Origin of the sequence: Clostridioides difficile ATCC 9689 = DSM 1296 (genome assembly GCF_001077535.1) — a bacterium.
GTDB lineage: Bacteria > Bacillota > Clostridia > Peptostreptococcales > Peptostreptococcaceae > Clostridioides > Clostridioides difficile.
The window spans coordinates 2,996,180-3,016,361 of sequence record NZ_CP011968.1 but is presented as its reverse complement, the minus strand read 5'-3'; the positions used below and the strand labels follow the sequence as shown (position 1 = coordinate 3,016,361).

Genomic DNA, 20,182 nt, shown 5'->3' with positions numbered 1-20,182 from the left:
TTTGTAGACTTTAGATGTAATTATAAATATTAATACTCCAAGAGTTCAAATTCATATCCTAGTTTTCTTGCATTTGATATAAAATCATTTAAAATTTCTGTACTAGTTTTGGAAACTGCATGTAGTAACAAGATAGAACCATCATGTAGATTATCCATTATTTTTTGCGTTGCTTCTTCATGTGATGGTTGTTTATCAGTATCCCAGTCTCTGTATGCAAAACTCCAAAATACAGTCTTGTATCCTAAATTTTTAGTCATTGCCAAGCTTTTTTCTGAGTATTTTCCCATAGGAGGTCTAAAAAATTTAACCATATCTTTCCCAGTTACATCTTTATATAACTTTTCAACATCATATAATTCGTCATTAAAGTTTTTTAGATTGCTTGTTTTTGTTGGCATAGATGGATGGGTTTTACTATGATTTCCAACTATATGTCCCTCAGAAACCATTCTTTTTACTAAATCTTTATTTTCTTTTATATATGGAGCTGTAACAAAAAAAACTGCTTTAACCTGATTTTGTTTTAGAGTGTCGAGTATTTTTGTAGTGTATCCATTTTCATAACCTTCATCAAATGTAAGATATAGTGTTTTTTGACCATCTTTTGTAGGTCCATTGTATAGGGCATCATAGTCAGAAAATTTAAATTCAATGTCCGTATTTACTTCTGGTGTTTTATGCTTATTGTTTGGTATATAAAACCAATCAAGAGTAGTGTTATCTAAAGAAGATACATCTAATTTATTATTATCATTATTAGTAGTGGCTTTTGATGGTTTATCTGTTCCGTCTGAAACTATTACATTGGAAGTATCTTTACCACTATCTATTTTTTCCTTATCTTCTTGTAACTGTGTTTCCTTATTTTGATTTTCGTTTTGATTGTTTTGTGAATTTGAACATCCAACAATAAAAAAAATAGAAATAGAAAGTAGTGTTAAATAATGCAATACTTTTCTAAACATTTTGAAGCTCCTTTCTAAATTAATAATAATTGCATATAATAATGATTATATGATTAATTACAATTGCATATAGTATTATTATAATTGGAAATTACTATTAATAATAGTTATATCTTTAAAAATAAAGTCACAATAGTATGACAAAGGGTGAATAATCAATAAATTTAAAAAAAAATGAAAAAAATAGTTGACCATATTATGAGAAGATGTTATTATAATAAATGTGCTCAACAAGAAGTAACAAAATAACAAGCACAAAGAAGTTAATTGAATGAAATGAACTTTGAAAATTAAACAGTAGGTTAATTTATAAAACAAGAAACAAACCATAAAGCCAGATATTTTGATAACAATAGTATCTGAGCCTGATAAACTTTTATTTGAGAGTTTGATCCTGGCTCAGGATGAACGCTGGCGGCGTGCCTAACACATGCAAGTTGAGCGATTTACTTCGGTAAAGAGCGGCGGACGGGTGAGTAACGCGTGGGTAACCTACCCTGTACACACGGATAACATACCGAAAGGTATGCTAATACGGGATAATATATTTGAGAGGCATCTCTTGAATATCAAAGGTGAGCCAGTACAGGATGGACCCGCGTCTGATTAGCTAGTTGGTAAGGTAACGGCTTACCAAGGCGACGATCAGTAGCCGACCTGAGAGGGTGATCGGCCACATTGGAACTGAGACACGGTCCAAACTCCTACGGGAGGCAGCAGTGGGGAATATTGCACAATGGGCGAAAGCCTGATGCAGCAACGCCGCGTGAGTGATGAAGGCCTTCGGGTCGTAAAACTCTGTCCTCAAGGAAGATAATGACGGTACTTGAGGAGGAAGCCCCGGCTAACTACGTGCCAGCAGCCGCGGTAATACGTAGGGGGCTAGCGTTATCCGGATTTACTGGGCGTAAAGGGTGCGTAGGCGGTCTTTCAAGTCAGGAGTGAAAGGCTACGGCTCAACCGTAGTAAGCTCTTGAAACTGGGAGACTTGAGTGCAGGAGAGGAGAGTGGAATTCCTAGTGTAGCGGTGAAATGCGTAGATATTAGGAGGAACACCAGTTGCGAAGGCGGCTCTCTGGACTGTAACTGACGCTGAGGCACGAAAGCGTGGGGAGCAAACAGGATTAGATACCCTGGTAGTCCACGCTGTAAACGATGAGTACTAGGTGTCGGGGGTTACCCCCTTCGGTGCCGCAGCTAACGCATTAAGTACTCCGCCTGGGAAGTACGCTCGCAAGAGTGAAACTCAAAGGAATTGACGGGGACCCGCACAAGTAGCGGAGCATGTGGTTTAATTCGAAGCAACGCGAAGAACCTTACCTAAGCTTGACATCCCAATGACATCTCCTTAATCGGAGAGTTCCCTTCGGGGACATTGGTGACAGGTGGTGCATGGTTGTCGTCAGCTCGTGTCGTGAGATGTTGGGTTAAGTCCCGCAACGAGCGCAACCCTTGTCTTTAGTTGCCATCATTAAGTTGGGCACTCTAGAGAGACTGCCAGGGATAACCTGGAGGAAGGTGGGGATGACGTCAAATCATCATGCCCCTTATGCTTAGGGCTACACACGTGCTACAATGGGTAGTACAGAGGGTTGCCAAGCCGTAAGGTGGAGCTAATCCCTTAAAGCTACTCTCAGTTCGGATTGTAGGCTGAAACTCGCCTACATGAAGCTGGAGTTACTAGTAATCGCAGATCAGAATGCTGCGGTGAATGCGTTCCCGGGTCTTGTACACACCGCCCGTCACACCACGGGAGTTGGAGACGCCCGAAGCCGATTATCTAACCTTTTGGAAGAAGTCGTCGAAGGTGGAATCAATAACTGGGGTGAAGTCGTAACAAGGTAGCCGTATCGGAAGGTGCGGCTGGATCACCTCCTTTCTAAGGAGAATTACCTACTGTTTAATTTTGAGGGTTCGTTTTTACGAATACTCAAAATTAGCACTTTTAGCACTTTGAAAACTGCATATATATTTAGTGATATGACATCTAATTTGTAATATATAAAGCTGATAACTTTTTAAAATTATCGAAGTTGATAGCTTCTAATCTATCAAACCTTTTTAACTGGTCAAGTTATTAAGGGTGCAGGGCGGATGCCTTGGCACTAGGAGCCGATGAAGGACGTGATAAGCTGCGATAAGCTTCGGGGAGTTGCACGTAAACTTTGATCCGAAGATTTCCGAATGAGGAAACTCACTTAGAGTAATGTCTAAGTATCATTAAGTGAATACATAGCTTAATGAGGGGAACTCAGGGAACTGAAACATCTAAGTACCTGAAGGAAGAGAAAGAAATTCGATTCCGTAAGTAGCGGCGAGCGAACGCGGATTAGCCCAAACTAATAAAGTTTTCTTTATTGGGGTTGCGGACATATCATAACGAAGAGGTATCGTAATTGAAGAGGTTTGGAAAGACCCACCACAGAAGGTAATAGTCCTGTATGTTAAACGAGAAGACTTTAGATATGATCCAGAGTACCACGGGACACGTGAAACCCTGTGGGAAGCAGGAGGGACCACCCTCCAAGGCTAAATACTACCTAGTGACCGATAGCGTATAGTACCGTGAGGGAAAGGTGAAAAGAACCCCGGGAGGGGAGTGAAATAGAACCTGAAACCCTGCACTTACAAGCTGTGGAAGCACATTTCTTGTGTGACCGCGTACTTTTTGTAGAACGGGCCAACGAGTTACGTTAAGTAGCAAGGTTAAGCACTTAAGGTGCGGAGCCGTAGCGAAAGCGAGTTTTAACTGAGCGTTCAGTTACTTGACGTAGACCCGAAACCGGGCGACCTACCCATGAGCAGGATGAAGCGAAAGTAAAATTTCGTGGAGGTCCGAACCCACGAGCGTTGAAAAGCTCGGGGATGACTTGTGGGTAGCGGTGAAATTCCAATCGAGCCCGGAGATAGCTGGTTCTCCCCGAAATAGCTTTAGGGCTAGCCTCAAGGTGAGAGATACGGAGGTAGAGCACTGAATATCCTAGGGGGTATTGCACCTACCGAAGACTATCAAACTCCGAATGCCGTCATCTTATACTTGGGAGTCAGACTGTGGGTGATAAGATTCATAGTCGAAAGGGCAACAGCCCAGATCGTCAGCTAAGGTCCCTAAATGTAAGTTAAGTGGTAAAGGATGTGGGATTGCACAGACAACCAGGATGTTGGCTTAGAAGCAGCCACTCATTCAAAGAGTGCGTAATAGCTCACTGGTCGAGTGATCCTGCGCCGAAGATTTCCGGGGCTAAAACTTACTACCGAAGCTACGGCATCAGTAATGATGGGTAGGGGAGCTTCCCATACGGGTTGAAGCATGACCGTAAGGACATGTGGACAGTATGGGAGTGAGAATGTTGGCATGAGTAGCGAGATGTGGGTGAGAATCCCACAGGCCGTAAACCCAAGGTTTCCAGGGGAAGGTTCGTCCGCCCTGGGTTAGTCGGGACCTAAGCTGAGGCCGAAAGGCGTAGGTGATGGACAACAGGTTGATATTCCTGTACTACCGATAACCGTTTGAGAGAAGGGATGACACAGTAGGATAAGCTAAGCACACTGTTGGTTATGTGTGCCCAAGCATTGAGGCAGTCAAAGTAGGCAAATCCGCTTTGATAATGCTGGGGCGTGATGGGGAGCGAAATTTAGTAGCGAAGTAGCTGATTTCACACTGTCAAGAAAAGTCTCTATCGAGGTTAAAGGTACCCGTACCGCAAACCGACACAGGTGGGTGAGGAGAGTATCCTAAGGCCAGCGAGAGAACTGTTGTTAAGGAACTCGGCAAAATGACCCCGTAACTTAGGGATAAGGGGTGCCACCATCAGGTGGCCGCAGAGAATAGGCCCAAGCGACTGTTTACCAAAAACATAGGTTTCTGCTAAGTCGCAAGACGATGTATAGGAGCTGACGCCTGCCCGGTGCTGGAAGGTTAAGGGGATCTGTTAGAGCAATCGAAGCAGTGAACTTAAGCCCCAGTAAACGGCGGCCGTAACTATAACGGTCCTAAGGTAGCGAAATTCCTTGTCGGGTAAGTTCCGACCCGCACGAAAGGCGTAACGATTTGGGCACTGTCTCAACAACAGACTCGGTGAAATTGTAATTCCGGTGAAGATGCCGGATACCTGCGACAGGACGGAAAGACCCCATGGAGCTTTACTGTAGCTTGACATTGGGTCTTGGTACTACATGTACAGGATAGGTGGGAGGCTTTGAAACCAGGACGCCAGTTTTGGCGGAGCCATCCTTGGGATACCACCCTTGTAGTACTGGGACTCTAACCATAGGCCATGAATCTGGTCTTGGGACACTGTCAGGTGGGCAGTTTGACTGGGGCGGTCGCCTCCCAAAAGGTAACGGAGGCGCTCAAAGGTTCTCTCAGTACGGTCGGAAATCGTACGTAGAGTGTAAAGGCAAAAGAGAGCTTGATTGCAAGACATACAGGTCGAGCAAGGATGAAAATCGGACTTAGTGATCCGGTGGTTCTGCGTGGAAGGGCCATCGCTCAACGGATAAAAGCTACCCTGGGGATAACAGGCTTATCTCCCCCAAGAGTCCACATCGACGGGGAGGTTTGGCACCTCGATGTCGGCTCATCACATCCTGGGGCTGTAGTAGGTCCCAAGGGTTGGGCTGTTCGCCCATTAAAGTGGTACGCGAGCTGGGTTCAGAACGTCGTGAGACAGTTCGGTCCCTATCCGTCGCAGGCGTAGGAAATTTGAGAAGACCTGTCCTTAGTACGAGAGGACCGGGATGGACGTACCTCTGGTGTACCAGTTGTCCTGCCAAGGGCATGGCTGGGTAGCTATGTACGGAATGGATAAGCGCTGAAAGCATCTAAGCGCGAAGCCAACTTCAAGATAAGATTTCCCACCGCAAGGGTAAGACCCCAGAAAGACTATCTGGTTGATAGGTCGAAGGTGTAAGTGCAGCAATGTATTTAGCTTATCGATACTAATAGGTCGAGGACTTGACCAATATTTATTTGATGTTCATTCATTAAGATATATGTGTAGTTTTTAGAGTGTTAACTTTTAAAAATTAGTTTTACTAATTTACAATAAAATAGGTGTGCTGGTGTGGCTCAACGGTAGAGCAGCTGACTTGTAATCAGCAGGTTGTAGGTTCGATTCCTATCACCAGCTCCAGTAAAGACTATGTTTTTAGCATAGTCTTTTTTTATTGTTTTTTATTGTTTGATGTATTTGTTATTTTGTATTAAATACTTTTAGTGGTCTAATTTATAAATTATAGGTATAAAAGATGACACAGTTTAAAATTATTGTTTTAAACTGTGTCTGTGAGTTTTAAATCAATCTACCATGAATCACCATTCTGGCATCATCAAATTCATATGTACATGTAGAAAGTGTAACTATTTTATCATTGCTATTTACCTTAATAGGAGATTTATACAATGATTTAGAAGTAATATCATTTATGTAATTTTGATAATCAGATTCATTGTTAAAATTTGTTTTTAGATAATCATAATCAGATTCTACAATATAAGCAGAAAAAACATCATATAAAAATTCTTTTCCATTCAAGGTTATTTTTATTTTATTATTTTTTTTAAAGAAGTCAGCATCTTTAAACTTATTTAGGTTGTTGAACATAGTTTTATTTTTCATATTATGTCCATATATTATGATATTTTTGTCATCAATAGATTTATTTCTATAATCCATAAACAGTGTACCAGAAATAGAATCTTTTTTATAAAAATCTTTGTCAAGATAGTAAGAATTATCTTTAGATTGTACAACTGGATAATTTATATTTGTATTCTCAACAGAAAGCCAAAATTTAAAATCACTGTTAATCTTTGATAAATCCTCTTTTTTATATTCTTTTTTTTGAAGTTCTGAGGATATTTTAGTATCATGATTGTATTTGGTAAGTTTTGAGTATATATTAAATCCACTGTAAAGTATTACTAATACTAGTATAATGTTAATTACTATTCTATATAATTTTTTCAATATATCACCTCGAGTTAAATGTAGTTTATATATCTATATTACACTATTTTTGAATAAATTTAAATTTTTAGTATAATATTACTTTGACATGTAAAAGAATTTGTGTTAACATAACTAAGTAAAATAAATATTAAGTAAGCCAGATAATCGCATGTAATCTTACATGAGGAAAGTCGGAGCTCCATAGAGCAGGGTGCTAGGTAACGCCTAGTGGGAGCGATCCTAAGGATAGTGCAACAGAAATAAACCGCCACTATTGTGGTAAGGATGGAAAGGCGAGGTAAGAGCTCACCAGCAGCTAGGCGACTAGTTGGCTATGTAAACCCCACCTGGAGCAAGACCAAGATAGGAATAAAGAGTGCTGCTCGTACTCTCCGGTAGGTAGGTCGCTTGAGCCTATTGGTGACAATAGGCCTAGAAAGATGATTATCTAATACAGAACTCCGCTTATAGACTTGCTTAATTATTTCGATAGTCAAAAACATCAGTTTAAACTGATGTTTTTTTATTTGTAAATTTGTCTAATCTACTTTTAAAATTTTGAGGAATATTGTAATATAAGTTAGTACAGATATTAAAAATGGTATAATATAAGATAGATATAAAAAGAAAAAGTAAAATGATGTAAATAATATGATATGATATAAGATGTAGCAAATTTAGTAAATAATTATTTAGATATCATAATCAAATTAGCAACTTTGCACAATGTAAATATTACAATAAAATAATTGATTTAAGGAGTGAAGGTTTTGAGTGAAAATAATATAATAAGAAACACTGTTTTAAATGTCACAGCAAGTTTTTTAAAACAAGAGTCTAAAATAAATGAAAAGCTAGATGGTGTTTTGGAAAAGAAATTTGAAAAAGTAGAATTTAATGAAGCAAAATATGCAGAGCTTTTAAAATTTAATATATTGTTTTATAAGACATTAGCAAGAAATACAGAACCACTTATTGGCAAATGGATAGTAGATAAGTACATACCTGAAATAGATGAATTAGAAAAAGATTTAGAATTAACTACAGCAAAATGTAGAAAGTATGTAAATAAGGCTATGAAAGAGGGATTAGACTCTCTAAAAGCCAATGATTTAAATAGTTTTTTAGCTTATGATAAAATGGAACTATCAGAGAGAAGAAGACGTTTAGAAAAGGATTATAAGGTTTTAAACCTATATAAAGACCTTCTTAATATATCTCTTAGAAAAATAAGTTTAGAAAAGAAAGAATGTGGAGATTTATTTCTTAAAAATCAAGCAGATGCGAAAAGAGAATTAAAAAGAGAAATTATATTCTGTGTAAACAAAATATTAGCTAGCAATAAAGATGTGGTACCTAATAATGTGGAAGAGAATAACGAACAAGACAAAGTAGAAATAAAAGCAACTGAAATTGAGGATTTGCAATTAGGTAAAGATAATTCAGAAAATGACATGCTACTAAATGAAATTAAAAATTCAAAAGTAAAACATGAATCAAAATCAAATGATATAGAATCGAAGTTTATAGATAAGTTAAATAGCTTAAATAATGAAAGTGTATCTCAAACAATACACAATGAATATAAGAAGTTATGTGGATTAGAAGAACTTCATTCTGTTGAAGGATATGGTTTTGGCAAAGAAATTATTAAAGATTTTGCTTGTGCAACGGTTGTATTAGAATTTTTAAAGAGAAGAAATAGAGACCTTATAGAAGGTGCAATGAGACTGACTATAATTGGAGAATTTGGTCCTGAAAATTTTAAGGAATTTGTGGACTATGTAATTAAAAATAAAACAGAAATTAGTGAAGATACATGGAATAAAGCACAGAATCTAATAAAAGATAACTATAGTGAATTAGAAAATCATGAAATTGCATCAAAAAGAACTAGAAGAAATAAAGATATCGATATTGAAGAATACATTTATATGATAAAAAATGCAGATAAAGATATTTGCTTTAGAAGTAGTATTTCAATAGAAGATGATGCTGAAGAAGGGGTTAAAGAAGAAATAGATAGTAATAATCAAGATATAGGTGACGTTGTAGAAGATAAAGATACTACAGATAAAGAGTACGACAGCAATAAAGAAGATATAATTGAACCAGAAAATAAAAAGAGTAAAAAGAAGGCTAAATTATTTGGATTTATTAAAAAAGACAATGAAGAAGTTGAACAAGAAGAAGAGAATTTAAATGATATTTCTCCTGATATAATTTTAGATAAACCAGTTGAAAATCATCAAGTAAAATCAGAAGAAATGGAGCAAAATGAATTAAAAGAAATAAAACAAAAAGAACCAAGTCAACATATAGAAGAAGAACGTAATGTAAAAATAGAAAAACCAATAAATAATAACTTAGATGAAAAAGTATCTTCAAATAATGAATCGAAGCTTGAAAAAGAAAGTAAAAACTTAGAAGATAAAAAAGCAAAAGAGATAAAAGAAGAAAAATTAGAAAATGAAAAATCAGTAGTAATACCTATTAAAAAGAAAGAAAATAGTAATAAAAAATCTAAAAATTCTTCTAAGGACAAATATAGAGAAAACAAGAAAGAAATGAAAAATTATGTATCAGATAAAGAAGATTCTTTAGATGATGAAGAGGTTGTTTCTAAGAAGAGTAGATTAAAAGAAACTATTATAGCAGTAGTTATAGTGGTTATTGTTGGTGTAGGATATTTTATAACAGTAGGCAACAATAAGAAAAATGATAAAGAGAATATTCCAAAGTCATCAACTCAACAACAAGCTAACAATAAATTAACTGAAGAAGAGAAAAAAGCACAAGCTGAAAAAGAGAAAAAAGAAGCAGAAGAAAAGGCAAAAGCTGAAAAAGAGGCTCAAGAAAAAGCACAAGCTGAAAAGAAAGCAAAAGAAATGGAAGCATATAAAGATGGTAAAGGTGTATATTACACTGTTTATGCAGGTTCACTTAAAGTTGAAAAAACAGCAAAAGAAACAGCAAAAGAATATGAGGCTAAAGGTATTTCTTCAACAATAATTCAAGAAAATGGATACTATAAAATAAAAATAGGTGATTATTCTCAATATGGAGAAGCACAAGAAAAATGTAATGAACTAGCTAAGAAGTCTATTGATACATATATAGCTATGTATGATAAGTACTATGATTATAAGTTAGAAGAATTAAAAGAATCAGCTCCTTCTTTGAGTGCTGAAGAACTTAAACAAAAATATGAAGATTTAAGAAGTGAGTTAAAGAACAAATCTGGATATCGTGAATATGTTAAACATTTAGATAAACTTTATGAAGAAATAGTTGAAGGTGCTTAGAGCATTATAAAAAAGGAGAAACTATGTCTCAGAATAAAAAGTATTAAAAAAAATATTATTTGTTTTGAGACATTTTATTCACCTTTATAAAATACTTATAATTCTGTTTAGGTGGTGAAGGTATGTTGAAATTAGGAGAAAAAATCATATATGAGCTTTCAGATGGGTTTGAGCTTAGTGGCATAAGTAGATACTCAAAAGAATATAAAAAGCTTCATATAACAAATCTAGGGAATATAATAATCAGCAAATCAGATGAAGTTAATGAGGATACAGGTGTAAAATATATATATAGTTTTTCAGACAATAAAGAAAAATTAGAGGCAGTTTTAGAAGATTCTCAAATAATTGTCTATGGAAATAACTTGCCTTTTTACATAAAAAGTGAAAATTCAAGTAAAAATGTTACAGCAAATTTGACTATGAAAATAACTTTGGATGAATATGATTTAATCTGCAAAAGTCAAAGAGAATTTATATTCTATCTAAAGGATAATATGACTATATTAAGTTTAGATGACAATAAGTTTTATATGGGTGGAATTAATAAAGATAATGAGAAGTTTATATTTATCAGTGGGAAAAATAGATTTGAAATAAATTTTGATGATATAGAAAGATACATTTTAGAAGATAAAAGAGTGTCATTGAAGGGATACTTTCATATGGAAAGAGAGGGGATTATAGTAAGGTCTGTATCTATATTTAATAACAATATAGATAGTGTAGTCCCATCTGATTTAAATGAGAGAGTTAAAGATAACCAAAAAATAGGAAATCTTCCTAAAGATTGTGAAATAGTATTCTGCAAGATATCAGGAAATATAGATGGATTTGATTATAAAAACACAAACATGCTTTTAGTAAAATATCAAGACCAATTAATTTTTATAAATAAGAAATCTAAGAAGACTATTGTAAAGTCAGCGAAAGATAATTGTTCTAAGTTAAATTTAGGAGAAGATATAATATTATATGATAATAAAAATGTATTTAACCTACATATAAATGATAAAAATAGAGAAATTATGCAAATAGATGACCTAAAAGATATAGAAAATGAAATAGTGGGATATACATTAAAACATGCTCCATTTTTTATTCAAGAAGATTTCGATAGCTTGACTATTCTAAAGTCTTTTCAAAAAGAAATCATATCTATAAAAAATAGTGATATAAAAGACATTGTAATTAATAAAGAACTTGAAAACGAAAATTCTAATTTTGTAGAAACGGAAATAAAATTTAATAATCAAAAAGTACTTTTAAACTTAAGTAAAAGTATGGTTCAAAAACTTATGCAAGATGTATTTATATATGCAAAGCAACCTCTACTTAAAGAAAATTCTATTGAAGTGATATATAAGAATTGGTCTAAAGCTATGAATGATATGATAATATTTAATTTCTTTGGAAATATTTACTATATGAAATCTGAATTTGATAAGATTTTAGAAAAAGAGTTAAATGATGAAATAAGAATAGAAGTTATAAATTCACTTTATAAGCAAATACAAGAACAAAGAAACAATTTAGATTTATTGTCAGCATATATGCCAAGAATATTAGAAAATCAAGAAATAGATTTGTTTGAAAAGTATAATACTAAACTTGATGTACAAGTGTTTAAGCAGATTAAAAATCTATTGTCTGATTTATCATATAATATAAGCAGTTATTTAAATGAAGTTGAAAAAAGTTTAGACAATATCATCTTTGTAATTTCAGGAGAAGATAAGAAGAAATACAATTATAGAATGTTAAAAGAAAGTGAAAGTGCAAGTCTTGATGTATTTTTAAAACAAGCCATATCAAGATTAAACCATTTAGTAGAAAATATGTATCCTTATTATGTAGATGAAACTAGTAGGGAAATGTTTAAGTTATTTGAGTTATTGTGGAAAAACTATAGAAATATTGATGATGATAGTATAAAAGAAATATTATTCGAGAGAATAACAAATACATATGTATTTAAACAATTGACATTAAATAATAGTACAAAAGAAAGAAGAAAAGACATAATTGAAAAAATATATAACTCTGTTGATTATGGAACCAATAAACTAGATGAAAATATGTTTTTCACAGGAGGAATAAAGTATGTCAAGTAAATACAATGTTTGGACTTTTAACTATGAGTTCTTAGGATTGGACTCAGGGGATGAAAAAAATAATGAAGTTTATTATGAGATTGATTTAGATGAAATTTTAAATGAAAACTATATAGATGAAGATATAGATAGTGGTTTAGATTCTGATGGAAATAGTATTTTAGGAGAATTAATATCAGAAATGGATATAGATGAGGATGTCAGTGTTGATATGACATATCAAGAACTAGAAGTTGACTTAGAAGATTTAGATTCTTATCTAGATGAAGATATAGATAGTGATATAAAAGGCATCTTAGATGAAATTTAGTACCTGTATAAGTTTTGGATAAAATATAAACAATACAATATTAACTTATAAAACTAAAGGTAGATGAAATTTCATCTACCTTATATTATCTTATAGCATTAAATATTGGGATAATATAGAGTTTGAAGAAAAAGTATAAATATGGTATATTAATTTGGTACAATAGAAAATTTACGAAGAAGGGTGAAAAAATGCAGATGACAGTTAAAAAAGCAATAATACCAGCAGCAGGGCTAGGAACTAGATTTTTACCAGCAACAAAATCACAGCCCAAAGAAATGCTTCCTATAGTAGATAAACCAACTTTACAGTATATAATAGAAGAAGCTATAGAATCGGGAATTGAAGAAATTCTTATAATAACAGGTAGAAATAAAAAATCTATAGAAGATCATTTTGATAAATCAGTTGAATTAGAGTTAGAACTAGAGCAAAAAGGTAAGACAGAGATGTTAGAAATGGTAAGAGACATATCAAATATGGTAAATATTCATTATATAAGACAAAAAGAGCCAAAAGGTCTTGGACATGCAATTTACTGTGCAAAAAGTTTTATAGGTGATGAACCTTTTGCCGTATTATTAGGTGATGATATAGTAGATTCAGATGTTCCGTGCTTAAAACAATTAATAGATACTTATAATGAGTATAAAACAACTGTATTAGGTGTTCAAAAGATAGCTAAAGAAGATACTAATAAATATGGTATATTGGATGTAAAACATATCGAAGATAGAGTATATAAAGTTAAAGATATGGTTGAAAAACCTGCAATTGAAGAAGCTCCATCTGATATAGCTATACTTGGAAGATATATAATAACTCCTGCAATATTTAGCATATTAGAGAAACAGACACCTGGTAAAGGTGGAGAGATACAACTGACAGATGCACTTCAAACTCTTGGAAAACAAGAGGCTATTTATGCTTATAACTTTGAAGGTAGAAGATATGATGTGGGAGATAAGATTGGTTTTTTAGAGGCAACAATAGACTTTGCTCTAAAGAGAGAAAATTTAAAAGATGATTTAATGGACTATATGAGAAAAAAAGTAAGTGAAAAATAAATATTAGAAAAGAGGTAATTACAATGGCAGTTTTAGTAGCTGGAGGAGCAGGATATATAGGAAGCCATACAGCAATAGAACTTTTAGAATCAGGTTATGAAGTTGTTATAGTTGATAACTTAAGTAATAGCAACTCAATAGTGGTTGATAGAATCAAGGAATTATCTAAAAAACCAGTAAAATTTTATAATATTGATATCAGAAATAAAGATGAAATGCATGTTGTATTTAAAGAAAATAATATTGAATCAATTATACACTTTGCAGCTTTAAAAGCAGTTGGTGAATCAGTAGAAAAACCAATTGAATATTACAGCAATAATCTAATAAGTACCTTAAATTTATTTGAATTAATGAGAGAATATGGTGTTAAAAAGTTTGTATTTAGTTCTTCAGCTACTGTATATGGAGACCCACATACTTGTCCTATATTAGAGGATTTCCCACTTTCTGTAACCAATCCATATGGAAGAACTAAACTTATGATAGAGCAGATGTTAGTAGATATATCAAAAGCAGATAAGTCATTGGATATAGCTCTTTTAAGATACTTTAATCCAGTCGGTGCTCATAAAAGTGGTAGAATAGGTGAAGAACCAAATGGAGTTCCGAGCAATCTAATGCCTTATATAACAAAAATAGCAGTAGGTAAATTGAAGGAATTGAGTGTTTATGGTAATGACTATCCAACACATGATGGAACTGGAGTTAGAGACTATATACATGTATTAGATTTAGCTGCTGGTCATGTAAAAGCATTACAAAAATTAGAAGAAAATCCAGGACTTGTTGTTTATAATTTAGGAACTGGAAAGGGGTATAGTGTTCTTGATTTAGTAAAAGCATTTTCTAAAGCAAGTGGAAAAGAAATACCATATAAGATTGTAGGAAGAAGGGCTGGAGATGTAGCCATGTGTTATGCAGATTCTTCAAAGGCAGAAAAAGAGCTTGGATGGAAAGCTAAGTATGAACTTGAAGAGATGTGTGAAGATTCATGGAGATGGCAAAGTATGAATCCTAATGGGTATGAAGAGTAGAATACATACTTATATGTATAAATGTAACAAATTTGTAAATATAAGGTATTGGTAATTTTATGTTATAATTAGACACATGTAGTAATGTTTCTAAAAGAGGGGGAAGTTATAGTGAAAAAAAGTCTAAAAAAGTATTTAGTACTAGCACTGACTTTAGTTTTAGTATTTGCATGTGGCGTACCAGAATCAAGCGCAGCCAGTAAACATGTGATTATAGTAAATTCAAGAAAAAATACTCTAGGATATTTTGTAAATAATAAACTTGTAAAAGAATTTAGAGTTGCAACAGGTAAAAAGGGGTCAGAAACACCAACAGGGAAAACAAAAGTAGTTAACAAGATAAAAAATAGACCATATTATAAAGGTAATATACCTGGAGGAAGTCCAAGAAATCCATTAGGAGATAGATGGATGGGATTAGCATTAAAAGGAACTTATGGAGATACATATGGAATACATGGAAATAATAATGAGAGTTCTATAGGAAAGCATATTTCTGGTGGATGTATAAGAATGCACAATAAAGATGTTAGATGGTTATTTGACCAAGTTCCTGTAGGTTCAGATGTAATTATAGATTATAGTAACGACAGCTATGTAAAGATAGCGGCAAAATATAAGATAAATCTAAATCAAACAGGATGGAAAACAGAAAATGGTAAGAAGTATTATGTAAAATCTGATGGAACATACCAAAAGAATAGTTGGCTAAAAGTAAATGGAAAAATGTATTACTTTGATGCTTCAGGAGTAATGCAAACAGGATGGAAAACAATTAATAACAAAAAATATTATTTAGGAACTGATGGAGCAAGAGTATCTGGATGGAAAGTAATAGACGGAAAAACTTATTACTTTAACTCAGATGGAGTAATGCAAACAGGATGGCAAGAAAAGAATGGAAAGAAATACTATCTAGGATCTGATGGTTTAGCAGTAACAGGATGGCAAGAAATAGATGGTAATAAGTATTACTTTGACAAAACAGGAATAATGCAGACAGGATGGCAACAAATAGATGGTAAGTCTTACTATTTAGACAAAGATGGAAAGATGCTAACTGGTTCTCAAAAAATAGATGGGAAAGATTATACTTTTAATGAAGATGGAACTATAAATCCTACATGGGATACAATTATAGGTGCAAATAGATTTGATACAGCTAAAAAGATAAGTTCAGTTGGAAACTGGAATGCTGATAGCTCAGATACTGTAATATTAGTAAATGGTAATGCAATAGCTGATGGTATAACAGCAACTCCTTTAGCAAGTAGCTATGACTCAACAATACTACTTACTAATACAGCTAATTTACCAACTGAAACTGTTGAAGAAATGAAGTTATTAGCACCTAAAACAGTAATCTTGATAGGTGGAGAAAATGCAATAAGTTCTAAATTAGAGCAAGAAATAAAAACTACTTTCAACACAGAAACAAAGAGAATAGCAGGTCAAGATAGATATCAAACTGCTACAAGAATAGCTGAAGAACTTGGAAATCGAGAAGAAATAAAAACTGCATATATGGTTTCTGGAAATGGGGAGGCAGATGCTTTATCTGTAGCTTCTAAAGCTGGGGAAGAAAAACAACCTATAATATTAGTCAATAAAGATGGAATTACAGAAGAATCTTATAAATGGCTAACAGAAAGAAAATTAGAAAATGCATACTTTATAGGTGGACCAAGTGCAATTAACGATTCAGTAATAGCAAAAATGAATGATATAACTACTGAAGATATTTCAGGAAATAGAATATATGGAGATAGTAGAGTAGATACTAATGCCAAAGTAATAGAAAAATTCTATGGAGATACTGATTTACAGGCTGTATTAGTTAGTAAATCAGATGCTTTAGTAGATGCTTTATCAGCTGGACCATTAGCTGTAAAATTACATTCACCAATAGTTTTAATGGATAATTCAGGATTATCATCAGAGCAACAAAGAGTATTTGCAAATAAAAAAGTTGAAACTCCTTATCAAATAGGAGGCGGAGTATCTTATATAGTAATGGATAAATTAATGGATATTCTTGCAAAATAGTAAAAATATATATTGAAAAATAATTATAATTGAGATGTGAAATTCAATCAATAAAAGCTTGATTGTTTTACATCTCAATTTTTTAGTATAAAATTAAGTTTAAGTTATATAAAAATCTTGGAATATTTTTAAAACTCATATAAAATGAATATAGATGCTATCATCATATGTTAAGAGGGTGAGTAAGATTATAAAGAAAAAATATATAATGTTTATTGATGAAAGTGGAAGAGCTGATATAAATCATGAAGACCCATTTACATTGACAGGAGTAATTTTTGAATATAAATATGCAGTAAGTCAAGGCGATTATGTATGTTCTTTGAGGAAAGAAATGGATGCATTTAAAGAGTATTGTTTTGGAACCAGTAACATAGGAATACATTTGACAGATATATCAAGAAAATCAAGAGCATTTGAGAAGTTTGATGATTCACAGATTAAGTTATTCTATGATGAGTTGCCTTTATTTCTATCTAGATTAGAGTGTACTATAATATCAGTAACAGTAGATAAAGCTAGATTAAAGAAATATTATGCACCTTCAAAGGAACCGTATGTTGTGGCTTTTATACATGTTCTTCAGAATTTTTATTCATTTGTAAATAATGAAACTGTAGAATCTGCACGAATAGTTATAGAGTCAAGGGATGATGTCTCAAACTTAAAAGTACAAAAGGCGTTTTTTGATGTATTTAATAATGGAACAATATACTTAGATATAGATGAAGAATTAAGAGATAAGGTTAAGGGTTTTATAATTGCCAAAAAAGAAGATGCTGACTATAGAGAAGGTTTAGAAATAGCAGATATTTTATGTAATCCTCTTAGCAGAGCAAGAAGAGGGTTAATAGAAGCTAATCCAAAGTGTATGCAATATGGAGAAAAAAACAAAATATTCAAATCTGTCAGAAACAAAATATATACTCCAACGAGTGTGAATGATATAAGAAATTGGGGATTTAAAGAAGTTCCTATTGTAGAGCCTGTTGGACCATGGCTTGAAAAAATGCGTTAGATACAATTGACAAATTTTAAAAAATCTGATATAATGTAAGTAACCTAGTTATTCAGGAACTGAATCCAGTTGCTGTTATATAACGATAATTACTGAGACTCGGATGCCGACTGTCAGTTAGGAATCTATACTTTTAAAAGTATAGATTTTTTTATTTTATAAAAAGAATAAAAGAGGATATTTAAAAATAACCCCTTTATTAATAAATTATAATTGAGCGTTTTTAATGACAAAGTTTTTAAAGTTTTTAATTGCAGGAGGCAAATATCTATCTTTTATAAATGCTAAGTAAAAGTTTCTTTCCCAACTTGGGTGAATAATCTGAATTACTTTTACTTTTGTAAAGCTAAGCATATTCATATTTGGGACTACAGCAATTCCGAAATTTTTTGCAACTAATCCAGCAATTACTTGGTCTTCCTCTACTTCATAGACTATATTAGGCTGTTGATTTATTTTTTTAAACATATCATCAATTATATATCTAAGACCGCTTCTCTGATTAAATACTATTTGAGGATAAGGTATGGTTTCTTTTAAATCTATAGTATCCTTTGCAGCTAGTGGATGACTATATGGTACAATTAGTACTAAATCTTGTTTGGCAACAGGTATAAATTCAATTCCCTTTTCTTTTTCAAGTTTCGAACAAAATGCAATATCATATTTTCTTTCTTTAAGACCTTGAATAATGTCAGTAGTTACACCAGTATGAAATTTAAAATCTATTGATTTAGCAGGATTAGATTTTAAAAATTTGTGCACTATGTCTGGGATAAAATCAGTACCAAGTGTTCTAAGAAAAGCTAAGTCTATTTGTCCTTCACCAGTACCAGTTATTTTTAATGATTTTACACTTGAATCTAAAATTTCTAATGATTTTTCCACATCTTTTAAAAATATTTTTCCATACTTAGTAAGGACTATATTTCTACCTTCTTTTTCAAATAAAGCCACCCCAAGTTCATTTTCTAGTAAAGAAATAGCATGACTTAAGCTTGGTTGTGTTATAGATAAATTTTCTGCCGCTTTTGTATAGTGTTCTAAATGTGCCAATGTAACAAAATAGCGTAAGTGATATAAATTCAATTTTTGTTCATCCTTTCATAGGTATTTTATTTATATATTTGTAGAAGTTAACCTTTAAGATATTTTTACATTTTTATTATATATGATTATATAGTAAGAATAAAAGCTTTTAAAAAAATTTATCGTTTTTTGTCTGAATTATAAGATAAATATATTTATACGACCTAATAGAAAAATACAAGAATTATCTTATAAATAAAATCTATAAACAAAATCTATGAATTAATAGGAAATTATCAATTTGTTATTAGTAAAGTCTCGTGATACAATAAATTTATAAAATCTAGATAAATAGAAATCAAAAAATACTTTTATTTTTAAGGTAAAATAATACTACTAGTAGGATAAATAAAAATATAAAATCAAAAATACTATTAATTATAAAGAAAATAAAGGGGGCAAATTTAAGCTATGAATAATCAAAAAAATCTTAATATTCCAATTACAATTAGTTCTTATACATTGGGAACAGAAGTTTCATTCCGTGATAGAGTTCGTATTGCAAAAGAAGCTGGGTTTGATGGTATTGGATTGCGTGCTGAAAATTATATTGATGCAAAAAATGCAGGTGTTACAGATGAAGAAATGATTGCAATTCTTAATGAATATGATATGAAAGTTACAGAAGTAGAATATATAACTCAATGGGGAAGAGAAGAAGATAGAACGGAAGCTCAAAGAGAAAAAGAGCAAAATGTTTATCATATGGCTCACTTATTTAATGTTAAACATATAAATTGTGGATTATTAGAGATGATACCAGAAGAACAAATTATAACTGCATTGGGAGAATTATGTGACAGAGCAGGTGAACTTATTATAGGTCTTGAGTTTATGCCATATAGTGGTGTACCAGATTTGGCTACTGCATGGCGTGTTGTGAAAGGATGTAATCGTGAAAATGCAATGCTTATATTAGATACTTGGCACTGGGCTAGAGCAAAGCAGACAGCAGAGGACCTTGCACCTGTTCCAGCAGATAAGATAGTATCAATTCAAGTGTGTGATGTTTTAGAAACTCCTTATGAAAAACTTAGGGATGAATCACTACATGACCGTTTGGCTCCAGGTGAAGGATATGGAAACACAGAGGAATTTGTGAAAATAATAAAAGAACACAATATATCACCAAGAGTCATAGGGGCAGAAGTAATATCTGATTCTCTAATATCTAAAGGGTTATCCACTGCTGCTGAAACTGTATTTAATGCAACTAAAAAAGTTTTGGATAAAGCATGGTCTGAAGTATCTCCAAAATAAACTTATATAATATA

General features: G+C 32.7%; 11 protein-coding genes, 1 tRNA gene, 2 rRNA genes and 1 other RNA gene. 12 read left to right on the top strand and 3 right to left on the bottom strand.

Annotated elements, in window-relative coordinates:
- Nucleotides 1-29 precede the first annotated feature (29 nt).
- Nucleotides 30-968 (bottom strand): delta-lactam-biosynthetic de-N-acetylase, encoded by a 939-nt coding sequence (gene pdaA, locus CDIF1296T_RS14355; protein ID WP_009897898.1) that lies wholly within the window; start codon nt 966-968, stop codon nt 30-32.
- A 376-nt stretch (nt 969-1,344) separates the two neighbouring features.
- Between pdaA and CDIF1296T_RS14350 the strand changes: the two genes are divergently transcribed.
- The 3 genes from CDIF1296T_RS14350 (at nt 1,345) to CDIF1296T_RS14340 (ending at nt 6,103) form a co-directional block, all read left to right on the top strand.
- A 16S ribosomal RNA gene (locus tag CDIF1296T_RS14350) occupies nt 1,345-2,847 on the top strand.
- 188 nt (nt 2,848-3,035) lie between these two features.
- A 23S ribosomal RNA gene (locus tag CDIF1296T_RS14345) occupies nt 3,036-5,933 on the top strand.
- The 16S and 23S rRNA genes sit together here with 1 tRNA gene alongside, the layout of an rRNA operon.
- A 95-nt stretch (nt 5,934-6,028) precedes the next feature.
- Nucleotides 6,029-6,103 (top strand) — tRNA-Thr (locus tag CDIF1296T_RS14340).
- Between the two features lie 159 nt (nt 6,104-6,262).
- Here the strand turns inward: CDIF1296T_RS14340 and srtB are convergent.
- Nucleotides 6,263-6,940: a sortase SrtB gene (gene srtB, locus CDIF1296T_RS14335; protein ID WP_009903304.1), complete on the bottom strand. Its 678-nt coding sequence runs from the start codon at nt 6,938-6,940 to the stop codon at nt 6,263-6,265.
- A gap of 131 nt (nt 6,941-7,071) precedes the next feature.
- Here srtB and rnpB point away from each other — a divergent pair.
- From rnpB to CDIF1296T_RS14295, 8 genes are all read left to right on the top strand, one after another.
- Nucleotides 7,072-7,406, top strand: an RNA gene (gene rnpB, locus CDIF1296T_RS14330) — RNase P RNA component class A.
- A 277-nt stretch (nt 7,407-7,683) separates the two neighbouring features.
- On the top strand, nt 7,684-10,227 hold the full coding sequence (locus CDIF1296T_RS14325; protein WP_021403625.1) for an SPOR domain-containing protein: 2,544 nt from the start codon (nt 7,684-7,686) through the stop codon (nt 10,225-10,227).
- 122 nt (nt 10,228-10,349) lie between these two features.
- Nucleotides 10,350-12,341 carry a hypothetical protein gene (locus CDIF1296T_RS14320; protein WP_009897893.1) on the top strand — a complete coding sequence of 664 codons (1,992 nt, stop codon included), beginning with the start codon at nt 10,350-10,352 and terminating at the stop codon, nt 12,339-12,341.
- A complete protein-coding gene (locus CDIF1296T_RS14315; RefSeq protein WP_004455025.1) occupies nt 12,331-12,651 on the top strand; it encodes a hypothetical protein in 321 nt (106 codons plus the stop codon). Before CDIF1296T_RS14320 ends, CDIF1296T_RS14315 begins: the two co-directional genes overlap by 11 nt.
- 191 nt (nt 12,652-12,842) lie before the next feature.
- On the top strand, nt 12,843-13,718 hold the full coding sequence (gene galU / locus CDIF1296T_RS14310) for a UTP--glucose-1-phosphate uridylyltransferase GalU (protein ID WP_009890959.1): 876 nt from the start codon (nt 12,843-12,845) through the stop codon (nt 13,716-13,718).
- Nucleotides 13,719-13,741: 23 nt separating this feature from the next.
- On the top strand, nt 13,742-14,755 hold the full coding sequence (gene galE, locus CDIF1296T_RS14305; RefSeq protein WP_003431452.1) for a UDP-glucose 4-epimerase GalE: 1,014 nt from the start codon (nt 13,742-13,744) through the stop codon (nt 14,753-14,755).
- 111 nt (nt 14,756-14,866) lie between these two features.
- Nucleotides 14,867-16,801: a cell wall-binding protein Cwp22 gene (locus tag CDIF1296T_RS14300; protein ID WP_009897890.1), complete on the top strand. Its 1,935-nt coding sequence runs from the start codon at nt 14,867-14,869 to the stop codon at nt 16,799-16,801.
- 154 nt (nt 16,802-16,955) lie between these two features.
- A complete protein-coding gene (locus tag CDIF1296T_RS14295; protein ID WP_004455022.1) occupies nt 16,956-17,819 on the top strand; it encodes a DUF3800 domain-containing protein in 864 nt (287 codons plus the stop codon).
- Between the two features lie 207 nt (nt 17,820-18,026).
- Here the strand turns inward: CDIF1296T_RS14295 and CDIF1296T_RS14290 are convergent, their stop codons facing one another.
- Nucleotides 18,027-18,908: a LysR family transcriptional regulator gene (locus CDIF1296T_RS14290; protein WP_009890955.1), complete on the bottom strand. Its 882-nt coding sequence runs from the start codon at nt 18,906-18,908 to the stop codon at nt 18,027-18,029.
- Nucleotides 18,909-19,319: 411 nt separating this feature from the next.
- On the opposite strand from CDIF1296T_RS14290, the gene CDIF1296T_RS14285 reads away from it, so the two are divergent.
- Nucleotides 19,320-20,168 (top strand): sugar phosphate isomerase/epimerase family protein, encoded by an 849-nt coding sequence (locus tag CDIF1296T_RS14285; RefSeq protein WP_004455019.1) that lies wholly within the window; start codon nt 19,320-19,322, stop codon nt 20,166-20,168.
- Nucleotides 20,169-20,182 lie beyond the last annotated feature (14 nt).